General features: G+C 30.8%; 20 protein-coding genes. All 20 read left to right on the plus strand.

The window, feature by feature from the left end:
• The first annotated feature begins 4 nt into the window (after positions 1–4).
• The 20 genes from secA to HUE53_RS01230 all read left to right on the plus strand — a co-directional run bounded on the left by secA (position 5) and on the right by HUE53_RS01230 (position 23,290).
• Positions 5–3,367: a preprotein translocase subunit SecA gene (gene secA, locus HUE53_RS01135; RefSeq protein ID WP_192188613.1), complete on the plus strand. Its 3,363-nt coding sequence runs from the start codon at positions 5–7 to the stop codon at positions 3,365–3,367.
• A 132-nt stretch (positions 3,368–3,499) separates the two neighbouring features.
• Positions 3,500–4,132: a class I SAM-dependent methyltransferase gene (locus HUE53_RS01140; protein ID WP_192188614.1), complete on the plus strand. Its 633-nt coding sequence runs from the start codon at positions 3,500–3,502 to the stop codon at positions 4,130–4,132.
• An 88-nt stretch (positions 4,133–4,220) separates the two neighbouring features.
• On the plus strand, positions 4,221–4,622 hold the full coding sequence (locus HUE53_RS01145) for a hypothetical protein (protein ID WP_014166498.1): 402 nt from the start codon (positions 4,221–4,223) through the stop codon (positions 4,620–4,622).
• 22 nt (positions 4,623–4,644) lie between these two features.
• Positions 4,645–5,175, plus strand: coding sequence for a DinB family protein (locus tag HUE53_RS01150; RefSeq protein WP_014166499.1), 531 nt, complete (start codon positions 4,645–4,647; stop codon positions 5,173–5,175).
• A gap of 493 nt (positions 5,176–5,668) precedes the next feature.
• On the plus strand, positions 5,669–6,733 hold the full coding sequence (locus HUE53_RS01155) for a hypothetical protein (protein WP_014166500.1): 1,065 nt from the start codon (positions 5,669–5,671) through the stop codon (positions 6,731–6,733).
• Between the two features lie 207 nt (positions 6,734–6,940).
• Positions 6,941–7,768, plus strand: a complete 828-nt coding sequence (locus HUE53_RS01160; protein WP_077225707.1) for a hypothetical protein — start codon at positions 6,941–6,943, stop codon at positions 7,766–7,768.
• 37 nt (positions 7,769–7,805) lie between these two features.
• Positions 7,806–8,282, plus strand: coding sequence for a DUF4280 domain-containing protein (locus tag HUE53_RS01165; protein ID WP_192188615.1), 477 nt, complete (start codon positions 7,806–7,808; stop codon positions 8,280–8,282).
• A 2-nt stretch (positions 8,283–8,284) separates the two neighbouring features.
• Positions 8,285–11,080 carry a hypothetical protein gene (locus HUE53_RS01170; RefSeq protein WP_192188616.1) on the plus strand — a complete coding sequence of 932 codons (2,796 nt, stop codon included), beginning with the start codon at positions 8,285–8,287 and terminating at the stop codon, positions 11,078–11,080.
• Between the two features lie 85 nt (positions 11,081–11,165).
• On the plus strand, positions 11,166–12,026 hold the full coding sequence (locus HUE53_RS01175; protein WP_123906722.1) for a hypothetical protein: 861 nt from the start codon (positions 11,166–11,168) through the stop codon (positions 12,024–12,026).
• Positions 12,027–12,645: 619 nt separating this feature from the next.
• The gene (locus HUE53_RS01180; RefSeq protein ID WP_097609764.1) at positions 12,646–13,680 is read left to right on the plus strand and encodes a hypothetical protein; all 1,035 of its coding nucleotides are present in this window, start codon (positions 12,646–12,648) and stop codon (positions 13,678–13,680) included.
• Positions 13,670–14,302 (plus strand): hypothetical protein, encoded by a 633-nt coding sequence (locus tag HUE53_RS01185; RefSeq protein ID WP_065213224.1) that lies wholly within the window; start codon positions 13,670–13,672, stop codon positions 14,300–14,302. The genes HUE53_RS01180 and HUE53_RS01185 overlap by 11 nt, the downstream gene beginning before the upstream one ends.
• Positions 14,283–14,879 carry a hypothetical protein gene (locus HUE53_RS01190; RefSeq protein ID WP_192188617.1) on the plus strand — a complete coding sequence of 199 codons (597 nt, stop codon included), beginning with the start codon at positions 14,283–14,285 and terminating at the stop codon, positions 14,877–14,879. Before HUE53_RS01185 ends, HUE53_RS01190 begins: the two co-directional genes overlap by 20 nt.
• Before the next feature lie 6 nt (positions 14,880–14,885).
• The gene (locus HUE53_RS01195) at positions 14,886–15,683 is read left to right on the plus strand and encodes a hypothetical protein (RefSeq protein WP_192188618.1); all 798 of its coding nucleotides are present in this window, start codon (positions 14,886–14,888) and stop codon (positions 15,681–15,683) included.
• 63 nt (positions 15,684–15,746) lie between these two features.
• Complete coding sequence (locus HUE53_RS01200; RefSeq protein ID WP_192188619.1) at positions 15,747–16,757, plus strand: hypothetical protein; 1,011 nt, start codon at positions 15,747–15,749, stop codon at positions 16,755–16,757.
• Between the two features lie 85 nt (positions 16,758–16,842).
• The gene (locus tag HUE53_RS01205; RefSeq protein WP_123906721.1) at positions 16,843–17,643 is read left to right on the plus strand and encodes a hypothetical protein; all 801 of its coding nucleotides are present in this window, start codon (positions 16,843–16,845) and stop codon (positions 17,641–17,643) included.
• Positions 17,644–18,034: 391 nt separating this feature from the next.
• Positions 18,035–19,669 carry an alkaline phosphatase PafA gene (gene pafA / locus HUE53_RS01210; RefSeq protein ID WP_065213218.1) on the plus strand — a complete coding sequence of 545 codons (1,635 nt, stop codon included), beginning with the start codon at positions 18,035–18,037 and terminating at the stop codon, positions 19,667–19,669.
• A gap of 125 nt (positions 19,670–19,794) precedes the next feature.
• The gene (locus HUE53_RS01215; protein WP_041253287.1) at positions 19,795–20,922 is read left to right on the plus strand and encodes a methionine aminotransferase; all 1,128 of its coding nucleotides are present in this window, start codon (positions 19,795–19,797) and stop codon (positions 20,920–20,922) included.
• Positions 20,923–21,045: 123 nt separating this feature from the next.
• On the plus strand, positions 21,046–21,810 hold the full coding sequence (locus HUE53_RS01220) for a ParA family protein (protein WP_014166507.1): 765 nt from the start codon (positions 21,046–21,048) through the stop codon (positions 21,808–21,810).
• Positions 21,811–21,833: 23 nt separating this feature from the next.
• Positions 21,834–22,730, plus strand: coding sequence for a ParB/RepB/Spo0J family partition protein (locus HUE53_RS01225; RefSeq protein ID WP_065213217.1), 897 nt, complete (start codon positions 21,834–21,836; stop codon positions 22,728–22,730).
• A complete protein-coding gene (locus HUE53_RS01230; protein ID WP_014166509.1) occupies positions 22,730–23,290 on the plus strand; it encodes a DUF5683 domain-containing protein in 561 nt (186 codons plus the stop codon). The genes HUE53_RS01225 and HUE53_RS01230 overlap by 1 nt, the downstream gene beginning before the upstream one ends.
• Position 23,291: the final 1 nt, after the last annotated feature.

Consider the following 23,291-nt stretch of genomic DNA (forward strand, 5'->3'; position numbering starts at 1 on the left):
ACGTATGAGTTTCATTAACAACATATTAAAAGTTTTTGTGGGCGATAAGTCACAGAAAGACATCAAAGCCATTCAGCCCATAATTAATAAAATTAGATCTTTTGAGGAACCATTAAGTTCATTAACAAATGATGAATTGCGCGCTAAAACTTTTGAATTTAAAGAAAAAATCAAACAAGCTCGTGCTGAAAAAGACACTAAAATTATTCAATTAAAGTCCGAAGTAGAAAACATTCAAGATATAGATGCTAGAGAAGATGTTTATACTGAAATTGATAAATTAGAAAAAGAAGCTTATGAACTTTCTGAAAAGGTGTTAAACGACATCTTAGCAGAAGCCTTTGCTGTTGTAAGAGAAACTGCGCGTCGTTTTAAAGAAAACACTCAAATTCGTGTAAAAGCAACTCCAAAAGACCACGAATTATCTGCTAATAAGACCTATGTTACTATTGAGGGAGATGATGCTCTGTGGGCTAACTCTTGGGAAGCAGCAGGTAAAACCGTTACTTGGGACATGATTCACTACGATGTACAGATGATTGGTGGTGTGGTGTTACATCAAGGAAAGATTGCCGAAATGCAAACAGGTGAAGGTAAAACGTTAGTAGCAACACTTCCATTATACTTAAATGCTTTAACAGGAAATGGTGTTCACCTCGTAACTGTTAACGATTATTTAGCAAAACGGGATAGTACCTGGAAAGCACCCTTATTTGAATTCCATGGATTAACCGTAGATTGTATTGATAATCACCAACCCAATACCGAAGCGCGTCGTAAAGCTTATGAAGCAGATATTACGTATGGTACCAATAACGAATTTGGTTTTGATTACTTACGTGATAACATGGCACATACGCCCGATGATTTAGTACAACGCAAACATAATTTTGCTATTGTAGATGAGGTAGACTCCGTTCTGATAGACGATGCTCGTACTCCTCTAATCATTTCTGGTCAAGTGGTAGATGGAGACCGCCACGAATTTAACGAGTTAAAACCTTTTATTGACAATCTAGTTGCCATCCAACGTCAACTAGCAAACGGATTTTTAGCTGAGGCAAAACGTCTTTTCAAAGAAGGCAATACTAAAGAAGCGGGATTAAACTTATTAAGAGCACATCGTGCCTTGCCTAAAAACAAAGCCTTAATTAAATTCTTATCAGAAGAAGGAACCAAACAATTACTTCAAAAAACAGAAAATGAATACATGGCGGATAACAACCGTAAAATGCCTCAAGTAGATGAAGCATTATACTTTGTTATCGAAGAAAAAAACAACCAAGTTGAACTAACCGAAGGAGGTATTAAAGAATTATCCAAAAATACCGATGATACTTTCTTTGTATTACCGGATATAGGAACCGAAATTGCAATTATAGAAAAAGCCAATCTTTCTAAAGAAGAAGAAGCAGAAAAAAAAGAAGCTTTATTTGCTGATTTTTCAGTAAAAAGTGAACGCATCCATACCTTAACCCAATTATTAAAAGCATATACTTTATTCGAAAAAGATACAGAATATGTGATCATGGATGGTGAAATTTTAATTGTAGACGAACAAACAGGTCGTATTATGGACGGTCGTCGTTATTCAGATGGATTACATCAAGCCATTGAAGCAAAAGAAAACGTTCGTATTAAAGAAGCTACACAAACCTACGCTACCGTTACCCTACAAAACTACTTCCGTATGTATAATAAATTAGGAGGTATGACGGGTACGGCAGTTACAGAAGCAGGCGAATTTTGGGAAATTTACAAATTAGACGTAGTTGAAATTCCTACCAATAGACCCATTGCTCGTCAAGACAAAGAGGATTTAATTTATCGTTCTGTTCGCGAAAAGTTTAATGCCGTGGCAAATGATGTACAAGAATTAGTAGCCCAAGGTCGTCCTGTACTAATTGGTACTACTTCTGTTGAAATATCTGAATTATTAAGCCGTATGCTTAAAATGAAAGGTATTCAGCACAATGTATTAAATGCTAAAATGCACAAACAAGAAGCACAAATTGTAGCAGAAGCAGGTAAACCAGGCGTAGTAACCATTGCTACCAACATGGCAGGTCGTGGTACTGATATTAAACTAAGTGATGAAGTAAAAGCAGCAGGTGGTTTAGCGATTATTGGTACTGAACGTCATGACTCACGTCGTGTAGACCGTCAGTTACGCGGTCGTGCAGGTCGTCAGGGAGATGTAGGTAGTTCTCAATTCTACGTATCTTTAGAAGACAACTTAATGCGTTTATTCGGTTCTGATCGTGTAGCAAAAATCATGGACCGAATGGGCTTAAAAGAAGGTGAAGTCATTCAACATTCAATGATGACCAAATCTATAGAAAGAGCACAGAAAAAAGTAGAAGAAAACAACTTTGGGGTTCGTAAACGTTTGTTAGAATATGACGATGTTATGAATGCACAACGCGAGGTAGTGTACAAACGTCGTCGTCACGCCTTACATGGAGAGCGTTTGAAACTGGATATTGCCAACATGATTTACGATGTGTGTGATTCTATTGTCGAAAAAAATAAGTTAACAAAAGATTTCAAAAATTTTGAATTTGAACTTATTCGCTATTTATCTATCCCCTCTCCCATTACAGAGGCCGAATTTATAAGCTCAAATGAAACAAAAATAACAGGCATCATTTACAAAACAGCTAGCGAATATTATCAAAACAAAAACAATCGCGATGCAAACGAAGCTTTTCCTATCATAAGAAATGTATTCGAAGATCCTGAAAACCATTTTGAACGTATTGTAGTTCCTTTTACAGATGGAATAAAAGGAATGAACGTTGTAACAGATTTAATTAAAGCGTACAAAACACAAGGAAAACAACTAATTGCTGATTTCGAAAAAAGCATTACGTTAGCTATTGTAGACGAAGCTTGGAAAAAACACCTACGTAGAATGGATGAATTAAAACAATCCGTTCAATTAGCTGTTCACGAACAAAAAGATCCTTTATTGATTTACAAATTTGAATCTTTTAACTTATTTAAAAGTATGTTAGAAGGAATCAACAAAGAGGTTATTTCATTCTTATTTAAAGCAGATTTGCCAAAACAAAATACACAAATCCAAGAAGCTGTAGAAGAATTACACCAAGATCATTATATAGAAAGCAAAGAAGAAGTATTAAATATGGAAGAGCAGGCTGAGCGCCATCGCGAAATAATACAAAACGCAAATGCTCCTCAACAAAATACAGTTACTGAAACTATTGTTCGTGATCAACCCAAAATCAACCGTAACGATGAAGTGACCATCAAACACATCATGAGTGGTCAAACAGAAACCATGAAGTATAAAAAAGCTGAATTATTATTAGCTTCTGGTGAATGGGTTTTGGTTCAAAAATAAACACACCCTCTGATATCAGAACAAATACCTATACAAACTTCCCTAATTACAAAAGTAATTAGGGATTTTTTATATTTGATTTTGTTTTTTCAGAACAGCAAGCAATACTCATTTTTTTTAAACCAATAAATAATGCATCCTAATTGTCCCCTTTGCAAACAAACGAGTTTTTTATTCAACAACTACCAATCAAGACTCTATTACGAATGTACAAGTTGCAAAGGAATTTTTTTAGATCCTTCTCAGTATATGAGTTCTGAAAATGAAAAAAAACATTATCGTTTCCATAATAATGATGTAGAAGACAAAGGTTACCTTCATTTTGTTTCCCCCATAACTTCTGCTGTTTTAAAAGACTTTACAAAAGAAGATTCGGGACTGGATTTTGGGGCTGGAACCAACTCTGCAATATCTAAAGTATTAAAAGATAATCAATATCAAATCCTACAATACGATCCTTATTTTCATAATACGACAGATTTACTAAACAAACGATATCATTATATAGCTTCTTGTGAAGTGATTGAACATTTTCACTATCCTAATAAAGAATTTGAACTACTACATCATCTTTTAATTCCAAAAGGAAAACTATATTGTATGACTCATTTATACGATCCTTCTATAGAGTTCAACAAATGGTATTATAAAAATGACCACACTCATGTTTTTATGTATCAAAAAGAAACAATTCGTTGGATTGCAGAATCCTTTGGCTTTTCGGATTTCGATATTATAAACCGATTAATTATCTTTACTAAATAATTTTTATTTCTTTTTAACAAAGAGGCCTACTATTGTAGAGGCTTGTTAAAAAAAATCTATATCTCCAGAATTTTCAAAATATCAAATCATGATACCATACAATGAAACTTATACTCTTTTTTTTAACTTGGTAAAAGAAAGCATTGCGAACAAAACCTTTGCCAAACTTACTTTAGCTAAAACGATTGGAAAACCCGAACTACAAAACATATACGTTAAAGTTACTTTGGTTGAAAACCAATTAAAACTATTGATTACGCACAAAATATACAAAGAAGGTCTTCAAGAAATTGAAAAAATAGTTGACCTAACGGAACTAGAAAACGAGACGATTCCTTATATACAACACCCTTTTATGTCTGTTTTATTATTTACAAGCGAAGCTGACATAACCCTTAAAATCAACAAAAAAAGAATGGCTTCCATCATTGAGCAACCGCCTACTTTTAGGAATGCAGATCCTCTTTTTTTAACCTTATCATTTAAATAATCTTTAAAACTAAAATCATATTATGAACAATCCGTTTATTTACGAAAACGCACCTGCTTATTTTCATTCTTTTTTTGATCTTATAGAATCCGATCATTTAGTGGAAGAATTAGAGAAAAGCAAAAATTTCACCCTTGCCTTAATAGATAGCATAACTCCTGAAATAGAAAATTTTGCTTATGCTCCAGATAAATGGACTACAAAGGAAGTTCTTATTCATATCATAGATGCTGAAAGAATACTTACTTATAGAGCATTGCGCTTTTCCCGATTTGATGCTACAGAACTAACAGGCTTTGATCAAAACAAATACATCCAAAATCTCAAATCAGTAAATTATAAAGTAAGTGATTTACGAGAAGACTATATAAACGTAAGAAATGCTACCATTAGTCTCTATAAAAGTATGACAGAAGAAATGTTAGATTTCAAAGGAGTCACAAACCCAATTATCTTGACTGCTCGATCACTAGGTTTTATGGTCGTTGGACATAATATACACCACGCACAAGTAATTCAAAAAAAATACAGCACCGTTTCTTCTAATCTATAAAAAAAGGAGAGTCTAATGGTCATAAAAAAATAAATCTTACTTAGGTTTCTATTAAGCATTAGATTTTATAATAAGAGTAAAAGAATACTGATTTATTGTAGATTGAAAATCATTTTTATCTATAATACATTTTCTAGAGGCTGTCCGAAAAGGTCCCAATCTTGTCATTTCAATCAAGATGGCTCGAACCAAATGAATAGACGAAGCAAATCACATAACGCTAATAATCTGCCTTCTCTTATTATGGAAGTGACAGACTAAACGTTCCGTCTTACCTTTTCAGACACCCTCTTATTTTTAAGCTCTTAATAATTTCCCACAAATAAACTATCTATTTTTAGCCCACCAATAGCATGTAAAAATTTGTTCTATTTTATAGTTTAAATACATTATTTTATAAAAATATCAAATTTAAAAAACCTATTAACTGTAAAATATATTTTTTGTTATATTTTTACATCACGTGTCTTGATATTCATAAAATACAATTGCTATGCAAAATACGATTCCTTTAGACAATAACACGCTCCAAATGAATTTAGGAGGGATAAAACCTAGAAAGTATATAATATCTCTAAAATATTTTGATGAGGAAAACACTTTTCCTAGCAAACAGATGGATTATGCTGCTGAAATTATCATTACTCGTAATCACACAGACTTTTGGTTATTAGATCTATACAAAAAAAACATTTGGTTTAACCAGCATGAGCCTGATTTCATCAATGAAATGATAGCCGATGAGCTATGCACCACCATTTATCCTCTTCAGGTAAGAATGGATGAAACGGGGGCTTGTTTGGGAATTAGTAATTTTAATCAGATTGTAAACGGTCGATGGCATAGAAATAAAGCAAAGGCTACTCAAAAATATACGTCTAAAATTATGCAATCTTTTTACGAGGTTTTTGAAAAAAATCTTGAAAATAGAAGAGTTTTTGAAAAAAGTATGACAAATGATTGGCTCTGGAGTCTGTTATTTCATCCTAAATACATTGATTACGGAAAAGAGCATACAGTACAAACCTTTTTGTTTCTTCCTGTTGTTCCTTACGAACATCCTATACAGTTCAGCGGAAAACAAAGAATACATACTGAAATTACGGATTATCATGGTGTAGAAATTCATTTTGAATCAGACGAGATGCCAGCACACCCCTACTTTATTTCCTCCTTTAAGAAAAAAGCATCTATTTTAGAAAATAAAGTTTATATGAGGCTTAATGTATATTTTCATTTAGATGTATACCATCTTTTTACGGTACATACAAGAGCTTATTTTGAAATTTATTCAAAAAATGCTGACGGAATAGAAACACACATACAGCGGATTCAATTTACGCAGTATCAACAAGAAACTCAAAATAATAAAAAAACGCCCCTATCCTTCAAAAGTCCTTTTTTAGTAGATGAAAACGAAGGAGAAGACACCGAAATTTATAAGACTTATCAAGGAAAAAATTATACTCGTCAAGAATGGATCCTTTTTGAAGAAGAACAATACAGAATATACAAAGAGAAAAAAAATAAAAAAAGATTTTGGGATTTTTGGAAATAATTTTCCCTTAAACCCAAATTACTCGTTAGAAATTTGTTACAGATATAAAAAATGACTTTGAATCTAAGAAAATACTCCTTTTTGTTTTCCTCAATATAGTAAAACTATAGTTGTGGTAAAAAATTTCAGTGCCTTTTTACCTTCTTTGCTCTTTTTATCTTCATCACAAAGCCTAGCGCATAATCTGGTTAAATTAAAACATACGCAATGAATACTATTCAGATATTAAAAAATATGTCCGTCTTTTTGAACTATGATTACGATATATGTATCAAAAAATCGTCTTATCCTGACGAATATCAAATACGTCATATTCAAGAATTTACTCGATTTACTTATAATCCTATTCAGAACGTACTATCGTTTAGAGATGAAAGGGAGAATGAATGGATCTATACAGGCAATATGTCTGTAAAATATTTTTATAAAGAATATGATTTTGAATTATCTATTCTTTCAGGAAGTACTCTTTATGGGAATAACAAAACAATCAAGCATACTCAAACTGCGGAGGAAATTTTTCATCTAGCGTTTTTTTATTTTACTAAATTTATAAGAACCACGGTTGATATACCTATTATTTTTCCAAAAATGATTTATCAAGGACCTCCTATTGATCTATTTAGTCCGATATGTGAATACCGTTATCAAAACCCTATACTGGTTTTGTATACTGAGGCAAGTCTAAATTTTTTAGGATATTGTGTAAAAATCATTAATAAAGATAACTTGGTTTCTTTTTCAGAAAGTTATAGTAATGGATACGCTGTAAGTTTTGTAGATGAAAAAAGAAACAAATGGATGTATACGGATCGTGACAAACTAAACTTTGCCATAATAAAAGAAGAGGGCTATGACTTAGGAAGTTATGAAAGAGGCTGTAAATATTATGATGAAAAAAATGATACTTACACCCTTTTTACCAATACTAAAGAGGAAGTTTATCAAAAAGCTTTTTTGTATTTTTCTTCTTTTATAAAACATAAAAAACATAGAAAATACCGATTAAAAGCATTTGAATTATCAAATAATTGATTATTTTTAACAAACAAACAAACAAACAAACTAAACCATGGCACTACAAGAAATGTTAGTACAAGGAGCCTTGTGCAAATGCAATTTTGGTACAACTCCTGATACTCTAAAAGTTTTGACTCAAAACAAATACTATCTTAACGATCATGAAGGCAAAAGCAAGTTAGCAGCCACTCATAAAGACATAGGCGCTACTTTTGAAAAAAACACCTTTGGCTCTTGCAAAAAAACAAACAACAACCCTTGTAACGCAAGTGTTACTGAATGGCATCATTATTATAAAAAAGTAACCTACGGTTCCTCTAAAGGCCATCCTCTTACAAAAGAAAGCAAAGCCACCTGCCCTATTGGAGGAAAAGACTGCATAACTATTCTTAAAGGCGGACAAACTGCCGAACCCACAAAACAAAATTTAAAAAATGCAGATCCTGAATTACTAGCTCATATACTACCGGTAATCAACATGAGCAACTTCGAGAAAAAAGAGCCTTACAACCACATGATAATAGAATAATTATGGCTAAAATCATTCGTTGTAAATTTGATCGAGATGAAATAGTAATTTACAGACGCAAAAAAGAGCCTATAGATGCTCACACCCTAAAAAAGATAGAAGAAGATCGAAAAAAAATTAAAAAAAACGATGTCATCATTATTGACACAGCTTTTACCAACAACGCTCAATTTTATTTAGATGCCTCGTGCTTTGAAGACCACAAAATGGCTTCTAATATCAAGTGGGCTGTTGTGTATCAATCTGCTTTTTTAGATGCCTGTAAAAAAGAACAAGACATTCCGCCTAAATTATGGGCTTTAAACGAAGGCGATTCCCTTATAAAATACAAAGGAATGAACAAATCCTATAAAAAAGGAGACCGCCTAACCGTTAAATTATTAGGCAATAGCAAATCTATGTACTACTATGGACACATACAAAAAGTTATTGTTTTTACAGACCAACCCGAAGAAGGATTTACATTTTTTATAATTCCCGTATCAAGCCCACAAATAAATTTTGCGTATTTTGAAAACAGCGAAAAAAACTGGCAATATGGGCAATCCGCCAACCTATCTGTACACTACCATAACTTATGCTCCGAAAAAAACACCCCCCTCTACTCACAAGTATTTATAGTAGAAAACACCCCCAGCAACCAAAACCTAACCGCCCAAGAAGGAGAACCCCTTGATTTATCAACCATACAACAAGCAAGCGTTTGGTCAAGTGGTGAAAATCCTATGCCTGAAATAGATAAAAAAGAAAACGGCGTAAACTCTTTTGGAAAATACACCATATTACTAGATTACGAAAATTGGAGAAAAGGCGATTTGAAAGAAAAACAATTTTCTATAATAGCCCTTGTCTACAAAAAAGACTACAGCTTTATAGGAAAACCCCTTTATATCATTCAAAAATTTAGAAACTTTTTATCAGACCCTACACATAACCTCTATCAATACGATTCTACAACCCTATTAATTAAAGATGTAGATAATACCGAAAACTCTATTTCAAGCAGAATCCGAGTACAAAAAGACTTTATGAGCGAAATTTTAGCCCGACAAGAAGTCCAAAAAAGCAATATGGTTCAATACATTGGAGATATTGAATACAATAGAAGAGAATACGATCCTTGCGGATATTCTAAAATTACTATAAAAGACGATGATGATCCAGAAAAACAAGCACTTGTTCTTTTTGATGAAGAAGACACAACTAACCCGATAGACCGAACGACAAAAGTTTTTGGAATTATAACAGGAGACGAAAGAAAAAACATTTCTATTACCATAGATCAACTTACAACAAAGGAGGTATTTTGTCAAGGATTACTTTTAGAATCAGGACAAAAACACAATGAGTCCAAAAATGTTTTTCAGGTAGACAAAGTATATACGGCTCAAAAATCAAAAGATAAAAACAAGAAATCAATATACCCTGAAAAAAAAGACGACACTCATTTAGAACAACTCAAAAAGGCAAAGACTCCTATTACCCAACAAAATAAAAAAGATTATGACGTAATAAGAACTGACAATAGTTATAATCCATCGGAGACTCAAGGTTGGCAAGAAGGAATAGATTATAAATTTGAAGGAAATGATAAGATACTTATCATGCCTAAGTATATGTATAATAAAACAGCCTTAGAAAGTAAACAAAACCATTTAAATCCGTTAGAAAAAGAAGCACTGAATACACTATGGTTATTTAATTATTTTATCCTAAAAGAGGATTTGGCGCAAACCTATTTTCTTCCCATTTCAACCTGTCGTTATCCTAATCAGATTGCAAAAATAAAAGTGTATCCGGATGTAAGTTGGAAATTTCATCTTAATTATGGAATGAAAAACCCTATTTATTATAGAGATACTTGGGTACAAATGAGACAACATAGAGTAGAAAATGCGGTGCTCAAAGCACAAGCCTCAGATATAGATGGTTTTGATGGAACAGTAGAAACCACATTCGGTTTGTCTATTGAAGCTAAATGGAATGGTTCAGAAGAAGCAAAATTAGACCAAAAATTTTCAGAAAAAGTAAAACTTTTTATAGGTTCTTTTATCAAAACAAAACAGTTTGTAGATAGCGTTACAGGTAGAAATAAAGACTTGTCTACTTCAGGAATGAACCCAAGTATAATGGAGAGAGTTCGCAGAACTCCACTTACTATTGAAGTTTTATCACCACAAATTTCCATCGGTGCAGGATGGGAATACAAGTTTGAAAGAAAAGAAAAAGGAGAAGATTCTCTATTAGCTCCAATCCTAGGATTAGTTGCAAAAGCGGAACCAGCAATAGGCGCTGAAGCTGTTATTGATTTGATAGCTTGGGGTAAAAAACTACATCCAGCATCAGAAGCCGTGATTACAGCTCTAGATTTATTAGCATATACCTCAAATGCAGAAGTACGTTTTGACTTAAAATTTTATGGTAAATTAAATATTGAAGGAAATATAGAACTAAGTCATTTAAAAAAAGATGGAAATTTAAAAGCCGAAGGACAATTTGGTTTTGAATTAATATTACAAGCTAAAACTACGGGAAAAGTAAAAACTGTGTTTTATGATGTTGATTATGATTTTGAAGCTAAAGCAGAAGGTAAAGGTTATTTTTCATTAGGTTTATCAGCAGGTATGGACGATTATAAAGGTCTTTATTTTCAACCAATAGTTAGACATTCTGGTATTAAAATAATACTAACTTTTGAGGCAAAATTCGGAAGTACTAAAAGATTAACTACAGAAGAATTCGTAATTATAAAAGAAAACAAATTTGATTTAGATAAAAAATATTATATCAATGAATAGAAAAAATATAAATATATTATTGTTTTCAATATGCTGCTTTAGCTATGGATGTTCACAAAATAAAAACAATAAAACAGAAAATAAAATGATCGCAGAAATAGAAAAAAAAGTAAATTCTTTCTCATTACGTCCTTATTATAGTGTTGATTTTGAAAATGGTAATAGTGGTTGTCAATTTGAAATACTAATAAATGATATTCCAGTATTTAGTAAAATAGGTATACAAGGAGGAGTTACATCATCAGCTCCAATAAATTCTTGTATTTTAAAAAGTGGAAAACAAAAACTCAAAATAAAATTATATCCGAATGTCGGAAAAGAAAATATTAAGGTTTCACATAAAAATATTTCCCCTTTTAATCTTAACATTTCCTACAGAAAAGATGCTTGGAATGAAAACAACTTAAACGAAATAGTTGTATTTAAATTACCTACTATTCTTTTACCCGAAAAAGGCTTACCTTATTTTGAAAAAGAAATAGAATTTGAAGCAGTAGTTCCGTATCAATTTGAAGGCTGGTCAAATTCTAAAGATTTAACCAAAATCCCCAATATAGAACAAAAAGTCATTAATAAATACAAAGAACTACAAAAGCTCTTGATAGATAAAAATTATTCGGCTTTTGCCAAAATGAAAAATCAAAAAGATATCGAAATGAATATATCATTTTATTTAAAACCTAATGATGTAATTGAAGGAGAAAATTATGATAAAAAAGCTTTTACAGAAAAAGATGCAGAAATACAGCCTTTGGATAATGTAAAAATTACTTTTTATGGAGATGGACGATTAGTAACCTTGGAAAAAATTAAAGATAAAGATTCTGCTTTAAGAACAAAAATCATACATAAAACGAATGATGGAAAACAAAAAGAAGAAATAATCAGTTTTCCCATTTTGTTTCATATACCACAAAATTCTAATGATTTACAAATCATTAGATAATAAAAAATAGGTTTAATACCATTTAAGCTTAAAATATACTGGATTAAAAAGTAAAGTTCTCAATACGCTTTTTTTAAACAACTCGAACAGACGGTTGAGTTATATAATTGAAATCATCGTTAGTTCGAGCGCGAAGCGCATCGAGAACCAGCGCTAATTTTTGTTGCTTTTATAGATGTACTATTTTTAAAAAGAAAATTCAAAGTTTAAATGGTATAACTACATTAAATCAATCATAGATTAGAGAATTACCTAATGAATTTTTATACTAATACTCCTTTAATAACCTTCAAAATTTTTAATAGAAAATTTAACAAACGGTTTGCTTTAATGAATAAAGCACTAAAAGAAAAACTTATCAATTCTTACGTAAAACTTTACAAACTCAAATAATCTTTAATTTATTTAAAAAAAATCACCTAAAAATCACAACGACAACAAACAATTAATAAAACACAAAATTTGATATACTAAATGACAATAAAGAACAGATTATAAATTTAAAAAAAATGAGGCTGTCCAAAAAGTTCGCAATCTTGTCATCGACCATTTTGGACAGTCTCATCCTTATGTATATGTATGATAAAGTCCTTATCCTAATCAGATTACAAAAATAAAAGTGTATCCGGATATTGAAAGGGAAATTGCTTTTTTAATCACTATAGGTACAGGGTATTCAGGAAATATAAAATACTCAAGAAGTAGAATGAATGGCTATCATAAAAATTTTGGGTTTAAATATCTAAAAGATGATTTACAGATAGGAATTACTAAATCATCCAATATTGGTTGGTCTATTATGGGGAAATCTGTTATAAATGAAGAAGAATATTCATTAGGTTTTGAAGGAATACAAAAATCTGTTGATTTACTTGTTTCTACGTTTAATATCAGTAAAGAAATTCTTGAAATATTGAATCCAGAAGGTACAAATCCTAATGAAAGTAGCGCAATAAGTAAGAAAGTTATAAAAATTGATTTTGCTATTGATCCTCCAAATATAGGTTTTGCTTTGAGTAAAAAATTTGGAGAAGCAAGTAATAAAAAAATTGTTCCTATTTATAAAGGAGGATTTCGTGCAGATCCTTTTATAGGAATAACAATTAGTGTAGACTTAGTTCAAGTGTTGGGAAATACTAATCTAATAACAAAAATAATATTATGGATTATTGAAAAAATTCAATATTTAACAAAATCTGAAATTTATATAACATTTGAAACAGGTTTAGCGGTAAAATTTGATTTTAAATTATCATATAATAGGATTGATCGCTTTGATAAGAATAAAAATACTGAACAGGAAATAATAATAGAAGTACCAATAAGCATAAAAGCAGGATGTAAAAGTGAAGATGTTGTCATTATTCCTGCTGTAACAAAAAATAATAAAACATATCCAGAGCATGAAGAAGAAAAATGGAAAGTAGAAGGAGATTTAAGCACAACTTTTACTTTTACAAAATCTTATGGTTATGATGAAGATAAACAATATGAAAAATCAAAAGGCGTATGGAATTCTGCTGAAATTACGATTAGTTGCTATGAATTAGTGACCTCTAAAATCACAGGTTCATCTGTAAAAAGTGATAAATTTAAATTATTTGATGAAAAAACATTATTTGACAACCCTAAAACGTATATTGATGAAAATTAATTTAATATTCATAGTTTTTATCCTAACTAGTTTTTATCCCTGTAAAGACCAAGAAAGAAAAACAATATGTAAAAATAAATTTGATTTAAACTCTATTACTTTTAAAAATAAAAATGAGTTGAATAAAATTTTTAGATTAGACACAGGTTTTTATGGCATTTACTTTAGAAAAAATAAAGAATGGTTAATAAATAAAAATGATATACGTGGATATCTCTATAAAATACGAGATACTTCTACTTGTATTTGTTTTTTTAATGAAAAAATAATAGCTAATAAAGATTATGCGATTTATTTAGATTCGAGTAAAAAAATATACGCATATTCTTTGCAAGCCAAAAGCGTTGAAGATATTGAAAACAATATCAATAAATATATCACATTCCATAGAAAATATCTGTCAAAAAAATTAAATGAATATGAATCAAAAAAAATTTTTCAAAGTTTCCCTGGAAATGAAAAAATTTTAAAGTTTGATTTTCCTGATAAAATAGTACTAATTAATTATATCAATAATGATAACTATCCAAATAGTTTAATAATTAGAGCAATAACAAAAAAAACTTTAAAAGAAGAATCTTATAACATAATAAAACAAGAATATGAAATTTACATTCAATAATTTTTTTTTAATATTTTTCTTATTTCTCTTATCAAACTGTCAAAGTCAACAAAACGAAAAATATATAGGTTTAAAATATGGGATTTTTGATATAGATAAGGTAACCTTTACAGAAAATATAGATACATTATTTTCAAAAATCCCTCACGTTGAAATTCTAAAAGAAATAAATGGGAGAAAAATGAGAGTATTTAGGGTTAAGTCAATAGCACAAGATAAAAAATTATTTAAATATTTTAATATTGAAGAAGGTAATACTGAATTTTATCTTGATGATAAAAATAATTTAGTAAGAATTCATCAAATGATAAATACAAATAAGAACACTGTAGATAATTTTTTAGAAAAAGTAAGAAGAAAATATGGAATTAACGAAAAAAAAATTGTGAAAAAAAAATTTATAGATGATATGTTCATTGGACAATTGGAAAATAAACTTGTTTATATAACAAAATCTTGTAATGATCAAGATTGTTCCATTGTATATAATATTTATAAATATCCCCAGAAGGATAACGATATTATTAGTTTTATGTCGTTAAATAATATTGATCTAGAAAATTTACTAAAAAAATAAGTTAATATGCAACATAATTTCAATAATCCAATTTACGAAATTTCCATAAATTCCAGAGAGTGTGCAATAGCTTTAAAAGTTAATGATATCCCTTGTTTCTCAAATTTTAATAAAGGAGGAATGGCTGTAAATTGGCCAATAAATACTAATATCTTACATTCAGGAAAACAATCTTTTTTATTAAAAGTTTTTCCTTTTGAAAAGGAAATAATAATAAATAATAAAGCATTTATAGAACTCCAAATAACTGTAAGAGATAGATTTGATACTTCAAAATCAAAAATATCCCTTTTAAATTTTGATCCTGTATATTTTTCAAAACAAAAAGAAAATATTCAATATTATACAATTCTTGATGAATTTGATGCTCATGTTCCTTATTCTCATAGAGGATGGATTGATTCAATGTATATTTTGGATGAAAAAAAAGAAGATTTAATAAAACAAATTGATATCTTTTATGATGAACTATATCATATTTTTAAAACTTCAGATATAGAAAAATATAAACTTAAAATATCAGAAAGGTATCCTGAATTATGTAACTCATTTTATTTATCTTCTTTAGAAATAGAAAACAGAAAAGTTTCACTAATTCCAAAATTTAAAGGAATGATTAAAAGAGCCAGTATTGAAAAGTATAATCTAAATTTTTATGGTAATGGTAGAGTAGTTGGAGTAAATATTCCTTTTGAACCCGTGGCCTTAAAATTTTTCTCAGACAATGAAGAAGATAATATAATATACGAACAAGCATTATTTCATCGTAAAAAAAATGAAAACAAACTTTCTTTAATACGATAAAAACAAACCTATTTTCTTCCCATTTCAACCTGTCGTTATCCTAATCAGATTGCAAAAATAAAAGTGTATCCGGATGTAAGTTGGAAATTTCATCTTAATTATGGAATGAAAAACCCTATTTATTATAGAGATACTTGGGTACAAATGAGACAACATAGAGTAGAAAATGCGGTGCTCAAAGCACAGGCCTCAGATATAGATGGTTTTGATGGAACAGTAGAAACCACATTCGGTTTGTCTATTGAAGCTAAATGGAATGGTTCAGAAGAAGCAAAATTAGACCAAAAATTTTCAGAAAAAGTAAAACTTTTTATAGGTTCTTTTATCAAAACAAAACAGTTTGTAGATAGCGTTACAGGTAGAAATAAAGACTTGTCTACTTCAGGAATGAACCCAAGTATAATGGAGAGAGTTCGCAGAACTCCACTTACTATTGAAGTTTTATCACCACAAATTTCCATCGGTGCAGGATGGGAATACAAGTTTGAAAGAAAAGAAAAAGGAGAAGATTCTCTATTAGCTCCAATCCTAGGATTAGTTGCAAAAGCGGAACCAGCAATAGGCGCTGAAGCTGTTATTGATTTGATAGCTTGGGGTAAAAAACTACATCCAGCATCAGAAGCCGTGATTACAGCTCTAGATTTATTAGCATATACCTCAAATGCAGAAGTACGTTTTGACTTAAAATTTTATGGTAAATTAAATATTGAAGGAAATATAGAACTAAGTCATTTAAAAAAAGATGGAAATTTAAAAGCCGAAGGACAATTTGGTTTTGAATTAATATTACAAGCAACAGCTACTGGAAAATTAAATGCCTTTTTTAGCGAAGTAGATTTAGATTTCGAAGCAAAAGCACAATCTGATGGTTATTTTTCATTAGGTTTATCAACAGGTATGGACGATTATAAAGGTCTTTATTTTCAACCAATAGTTAGACATTCTGGTATTAAAATTATTTTAATTGTGTTCGTTAAAGTAAATGGGTTTAAAAGAACTAAAAAAGAAGAATACGTGGTTCTTAAAGAAAGAAAAGCAGAAAGTATTGATAAAAAATTCTATATCAATGATTAAAAAATATTTAATAATTTTTTTGATGATGTCTACACTTACCTGTAGTCAAAAAAAGAATAATGATAATACAAATATTAATAAAACTATGAACAAGTCAGTAAATACAATTATAGATAGCTTTAAAGAAAAACCCTATTACCATATAAAAGTAAAAAGCTCTGGAGTAAATTTTGACATAAGAATTAATGATTTACCTATTTTTAGATTTTTTGGAGAATCAGGAGGAACCAATATAGAGTATCCAATTAACACAGGAATATTAGAAACAGGAGAGCAAATTTTAACAATAAAAATATTACCTATAAAAGGAAAAAAAATGATCGCTCCTGAAAATACTTTCACATTAGAAATAAATAAAAAAAGTGACGCTTGGACGTTTGATAATAAAAGAGAAATTATATTAATAATCCCCAAAATGGAAGTTCCAAAAGAAGGTATCCCCTATTGGGAGTTTAAAACTAAATTTAATGCGGAAGTTCCATATCAATTATCTGGTTGGAAAAACTCAAAAAAATTAGACCAATTACCTAATATAGACAAAACTATAAAAGATGCTTATAATAAAATAAAAGAAGCTATTGAACAAAAAAATAATACAAATTTTGCTCTACTGACTAAAAGAAAAACATTAGAAGAAGCTATTTCTTTATATGAAAAACAGGAGAAAAGTTTGAACGGTTTTCAAGAAGAAAAAGAAACTATATTACCATTTACAAAATGTATAATTAAATTTTATGGAGATGGAAGACTAGTACGATTAGAAGATGAAGATGGAGAGTCTTGTCTAAAAGGCGAAACAAAAGAAAATGGAAAATCTGTAATATACAATTATCCCATTTTGTTTCATATACCACAAAATTCTAATGATTTAGAAATCATTAGATAATAAAAAATAGGTTTAACTACATTAAATCAATCATAAATTAGAGAATTACCTAAGGAATTTTTATACTAATACTCCTTTAATAACCTTCAAAATTTTTAATAGAAAATTTAACAAACGGTTTGCTTTAATGGAGCAAGTATGAAACTAAACCTCCTAGCACTAAAAAAACAAGTTAAAAAACTGTCATTTCAGCTACTACATATAACTTCTCTGTCCAAATAAAAAATAAAATACCTTCATTATCAATTCAATGAGGAGAAGTCAAATACAAATCATCAAGCATAGATTTCATTCAAAAAGCATACTATCTCAAAAACAAGACAAAAAAATCATACCACTTTCGCCTTATTCACTAGATTTATAATTAAATTTGTGAGCTAATTTTTTTAAAATGAAGAATTTTTTCAAAGTATATTTTTCGGTATTGAGTTTAGCGGTTAGCGCACAAACGCCTAAAATAAATGCCGAAGTAAAAAGACCTAAACTAGTTGTAGGTATAGTTGTAGATCAAATGAAAATGGAATATTTGAATCGTTTTTATAGCGACTTTTCAGAAAATGGATTCAAACGTTTATTACGAGATGGTTTCACCTATCATAATATGCACTATAACTATATGCCTACTTTTACTGGTCCTGGACACGCTTCTATCTACACAGGAACCACACCAGCAATACACGGAATTGTAGGCAATGAATGGTTTAATAAAGCCACAGGGAAAAACCTATACTGTACAGATGATACCGATGTTTCTACAGTAGGCAATGGAACGGAACAAGAAGGTAAGATGTCTCCCAAAATTTTACAAGCCTCAACCATTACAGACGAACTAAAATTAAGTACCAATTTTAAAGGAAAAGTAATTGGCGTAAGCGTTAAAGATCGTGGGGCAATTTTGCCCGCTGGACATTTTGCAGACTGGGCTTTTTGGTTTAGTAAAACTGGAAATTTTATTTCCAGTACATTTTATGGGAAATCATTACCTTCTTGGGTAACCCAATTTAACAATGAAAAAAATTACGAAAAATACGTTAACCAAAATTGGGACTTACTAAAAGATAAAACAGCTTACAATGAAAGTTTACCAGATGACAACCCATACGAAGGAAAACTAAATAAAAAACAGGCTTTCTTTCCTTATTCCCTTTCGGAACTAACAAAACCAGGAGATGTAGGAATTTTAAGAACAACCCCTTTTGGAAATAATTTCTTAGCTGATTTTGCTCAAAAAACAATAGAAAATGAACAATTAGGAAAAGATGAAGACACTGACTTTTTAACCGTTAGTTTTTCTGCTACTGATTATATTGGTCACATGTATGGCCCACGTTCTATTGAATTACAAGATACATATTTACGCTTAGACCAAACATTAGCAAGCTTTTTGCAGTATTTAGATCTTAACGTAGGCAAAGATAACTACTTACTTTTTTTAACAGCAGATCACGCAGGTGCTGAAAACGTTATGCACCTAAAAGACAATCGCTATGATGTAGAAGACACCAACGAAAAGAATATAGAACACGCTATAGCTGAATTTACAAAAACACAATTTGGAGAAAACTTATTAGTACTATACGATTCTTTTAATGTATTCTTAGACAAAGCAAAAATTAAAGAAAAAGGTTTAGAACTTAGCAAAGTTAAAAATGCCGTTAAGGAATTTTTATATACACAAAAACATGTTAAAAGAGTATATGATGAAAATGAAATCATAGCAGGTTCTGTAGCCGATAATTATTTAAACTTTGTATCCAAAGGTTATGACCCAGTTCAAAATGGAGAATTGATCATTGTAGACAAACCCGCTTATATGCAATACCAGACCACAGGAACTTCTCATGGCTCACCTTATAGCTATGATACACACGTACCTTGCTTATTTTATGGTTGGGGAATTAAAAAAGGGGAAAATTTTGACAAAAAAGACATTACTCAAATTGCTCCTACCCTAGCTCTAAAACTAAAAACAACACTACCTAACAGTACAGATGCCATACCGTTAACCGAAATTTTACCCAAATAACATCACAAAGCGTCTTCTAAAAAGACGCTTTTTTTATCTTCGAATCTCCTACTAAACCAATCCGTATAACAAACGCTAAAACTTTCTTATTTTTGTTCCTCCCAACACACCAACTATTCCTAATCATGTCTAAATTACCACACATTACAACCAGCATTTTTGCCACCATGTCTAAACTTGCACATGAAAAAAAGGCCCTTAATCTATCACAAGGATTCCCTAATTTCCCTGAAGACAAACGATTAATTGAAATAAGTCAACGACTCATAAAAGAAAACATCCACCAATATACTCCTATGGCAGGTTTACCTACCTTAATGGAAAAAATTGCAAAACAAACCCAAACTCAATACCACCGATCTGTAGATTCCAACACTGAAATGCTTATTACCGCTGGTGCTACACAAGGCATATACAGCACAATCAACGCGTTAATATCTACAAATGATGAAGTAATCATTTTAGACCCATGTTATGATAGTTATGAACCTTCTGTTCTAGTAGCAGGCGGAAAACCAATCCGTCTTCCTTTAAATCTAGACTATACCCCAGATTTCAACACCATCGAAAGAGCTATCACTCCTAAAACTAAAATGATTATCATCAACAATCCTCATAATCCAACGGGTAGAATTTGGACCGAAAAAGATTTTGAATCACTAGAAATCATATTAGAAAAACATCCTCAAATCCTTATTTTAGGCGATGAAGTTTACGAATACATTACTTTCAAACAAGCCCATATTTCATTCAACACTCGAAAAAAGTTAATCCATCGCACCATAATTGCTTCATCCTTTGGAAAATCCTTACATGTTACCGGATGGAAAATTGGCTATTTAATAGCCCCTGAGTCAATCATGAATGAAATTAAAAAAATACATCAATTCTTAGTCTTCAGCGTCAACAGTTTTTCCCAATTTGCTATTGCGGAATACCTAGACGTAGTTCATTTTGATGAGGTTTCGAATATGTACCTCAAAAAAAGAGACTTATTTCAAGAATTATTAAAAAACAGCCGTTTTGAACTGATGCCATGCGACGGAACTTATTTTCAAGTTGTAAATTACGAAGCCATTTCAAAAGAAAATGATATAACATTTGCAAAAGAATTAATTGAAAAACAAGGCGTAGCCGCCATTCCTATGTCTGTATTTTACAATAATCACACAGACCGAAAAATGCTTCGTTTTTGTTTTGCCAAAACAGACGAAACATTAATTCAAGCAGCAGAAAAACTTATAAAAATATAACAGAACCAATAAAACAACACATTATTAAATTGGCTATAAATCATTTATTAAATTGTTAACAAAATAGATTTTCAAAACCCATAAATAATTGTATTTTTACGGCTCAAAATTTCGAAAATCAAGATGGGTAAAATCATAGCAATTGCTAATCAAAAAGGTGGTGTGGGTAAAACAACCACTTCTATTAATTTAGCGGCCGCTTTAGGGGCTTTAGAGAAAAAAGTATTACTTATAGATGCTGATCCGCAGGCAAATGCTACCTCTGGATTAGGTATTGATGTGGAGTCAGTAGAACTAGGCACCTACCAAATTTTAGAGCACAGCTGTACGCCTACAGAAGCGTTAATTAACAGTACGGCTCCTAATGTAGATGTAATTCCTGCACATATTGACTTAGTCGCAATTGAAATAGAATTAGTAGACAAAGAAAATCGCGAATATATGCTTAAAGAAGCATTAAAATCGGTTTCTAACAACTACGACTACATCATTATTGATTGTGCTCCTTCTTTAGGTTTGCTAACACTAAATGCACTAACTGCTGCTAACTCAGTAGTAATTCCTATCCAATGTGAATATTTTGCTTTGGAAGGACTAGGTAAATTATTAAACACCATCAAAAGTGTTCAAAAAATTCATAATCCTGATTTAGATATTGAAGGACTTCTACTGACCATGTATGATTCCCGCTTACGTCTATCTAATCAAGTCGTAGAAGAAGTACAAAAACACTTTAACAATATGGTATTTGATACCGTTATTCAACGAAATATCAAATTAAGTGAAGCACCTAGTTTTGGTGAAAGTATTATAAATTATGATGCTACCAGCAAAGGCGCTACAAACTACTTAGATTTAGCATCAGAAATTATCAAAAAGAATAGTTAATCAATTAAGTTTAGGAGGATTATATGGCATTGGCAAAAAAACAAGCAATGGGAAGAGGATTATCGGCTATACTGAAAGATCCAGAAAATGATATCAAATCAGCAACCGATAAAAATGCAGACAAAGTAGTAGGCAATATCCTTGAAGTGGATATTGAATCTATTGAAATTAATCCTTTTCAACCTCGTACTAATTTTAATGAAGAAGCCTTACAAGAACTAGCCACTTCCATTAGAGAGTTAGGGGTTATTCAGCCGATTACCGTTCGAAAAACTGATTTTAACAAATATCAATTAATTTCAGGGGAACGTCGTTTGCGTGCTTCTAAAATTGTAGGATTAAAAACAGTCCCTGCCTATATTCGCTTAGCAGACGATAACGAATCGCTAACAATGGCGTTAGTAGAAAATATTCAACGCCATGATTTAGATCCTATTGAAATTGCACTTTCGTATCAACGTTTGATGGATGAAATCCAACTAACCCAAGAACAAGTAAGTGATCGAGTAGGAAAAAAACGTTCTACCGTTGCTAATTATCTTCGTTTATTAAAACTAGATCCAATTATTCAAACAGGTATCCGTGACGGTTTTATATCCATGGGACACGGTCGTGCCATCATTACCATAGAAGATCATGATGCGCAGGCTTCTATATATCAAAAAATAGTAAGTCAAAACCTTTCCGTTCGCGAAACAGAAGCTTTAGTAAAAGCTTACCATAATGGAGAACTAGACAAACCAACTACCAAAACAGCAGAGGCTGCCTTTGATATAGGCTTAGATGAAAAAAGATCATTCAATGACTACTTCGGAACTAAAGTAGATATTAAAGTAGCGGGTTCTGGAAAAGGAAAAATCACGATTCCTTTTCATTCAGAAGAAGATTTTAACAGAATTTTAAAACTAATAAACTCTTAGTGAAATATTGGATACACATAGTTATTGTTAGCTTTAGTTTAGGTCTTTTTTCTGCAAATGCACAAAATAAGATAAAACTAATAGCTAACGATACTATAACTAAACAAAATACAGACCCTTTACGCCCTGCTAAAGCCGCTTTTTACTCAGCATTGCTCCCTGGGGCTGGACAAGCCTACAACAAAAGCTATTGGAAAATCCCCATTGTATATGCTGCAATAGGAACAGGAGTCTATGCTTATTTCTGGAATCAAAAAAAATATGATAGTTTTCGAACAGAATACATCAAACGATTAGCTAAAGATCCCGATTTAAATCCAGAATATAATCGTTTAACTGACGACAAGTTAATTCAAGGACAACAATTCTATCAAAAAAATAGAGATTTATCCCTGCTCATTACAATTGCTCTTTATGCACTTAACATAATAGATGCCAATGTAGATGCTCATTTACAACAATTTAATGTAAACAACGGATTAACCATTCGCCCTGAAATACAAACTAACGATTTTAATACACAGCACAACATAGGACTTGCGCTAAACTTTAAATTTTAAC

Source organism: Flavobacterium columnare (genome assembly GCF_014844295.1).
Taxonomy (GTDB): domain Bacteria; phylum Bacteroidota; class Bacteroidia; order Flavobacteriales; family Flavobacteriaceae; genus Flavobacterium; species Flavobacterium columnare.

Coding starts and splice junctions, on each gene's coding strand:
- secA (WP_192188613.1), top strand. CDS start 5: ATGAGTTTCATTAACAACATATTAAAAGTTTTTGTGGGCGATAAGTCA.
- HUE53_RS01140 (WP_192188614.1), top strand. CDS start 3,500: ATGCATCCTAATTGTCCCCTTTGCAAACAAACGAGTTTTTTATTCAAC.
- HUE53_RS01145 (WP_014166498.1), top strand. CDS start 4,221: ATGATACCATACAATGAAACTTATACTCTTTTTTTTAACTTGGTAAAA.
- HUE53_RS01150 (WP_014166499.1), top strand. CDS start 4,645: ATGAACAATCCGTTTATTTACGAAAACGCACCTGCTTATTTTCATTCT.
- HUE53_RS01155 (WP_014166500.1), top strand. CDS start 5,669: ATGCAAAATACGATTCCTTTAGACAATAACACGCTCCAAATGAATTTA.
- HUE53_RS01160 (WP_077225707.1), top strand. CDS start 6,941: ATGAATACTATTCAGATATTAAAAAATATGTCCGTCTTTTTGAACTAT.
- HUE53_RS01165 (WP_192188615.1), top strand. CDS start 7,806: ATGGCACTACAAGAAATGTTAGTACAAGGAGCCTTGTGCAAATGCAAT.
- HUE53_RS01170 (WP_192188616.1), top strand. CDS start 8,285: ATGGCTAAAATCATTCGTTGTAAATTTGATCGAGATGAAATAGTAATT.
- HUE53_RS01175 (WP_123906722.1), top strand. CDS start 11,166: ATGATCGCAGAAATAGAAAAAAAAGTAAATTCTTTCTCATTACGTCCT.
- HUE53_RS01185 (WP_065213224.1), top strand. CDS start 13,670: ATGAAAATTAATTTAATATTCATAGTTTTTATCCTAACTAGTTTTTAT.
- HUE53_RS01190 (WP_192188617.1), top strand. CDS start 14,283: ATGAAATTTACATTCAATAATTTTTTTTTAATATTTTTCTTATTTCTC.
- HUE53_RS01195 (WP_192188618.1), top strand. CDS start 14,886: ATGCAACATAATTTCAATAATCCAATTTACGAAATTTCCATAAATTCC.
- HUE53_RS01205 (WP_123906721.1), top strand. CDS start 16,843: ATGAACAAGTCAGTAAATACAATTATAGATAGCTTTAAAGAAAAACCC.
- pafA (WP_065213218.1), top strand. CDS start 18,035: ATGAAGAATTTTTTCAAAGTATATTTTTCGGTATTGAGTTTAGCGGTT.
- HUE53_RS01215 (WP_041253287.1), top strand. CDS start 19,795: ATGTCTAAATTACCACACATTACAACCAGCATTTTTGCCACCATGTCT.
- HUE53_RS01220 (WP_014166507.1), top strand. CDS start 21,046: ATGGGTAAAATCATAGCAATTGCTAATCAAAAAGGTGGTGTGGGTAAA.
- HUE53_RS01225 (WP_065213217.1), top strand. CDS start 21,834: ATGGCATTGGCAAAAAAACAAGCAATGGGAAGAGGATTATCGGCTATA.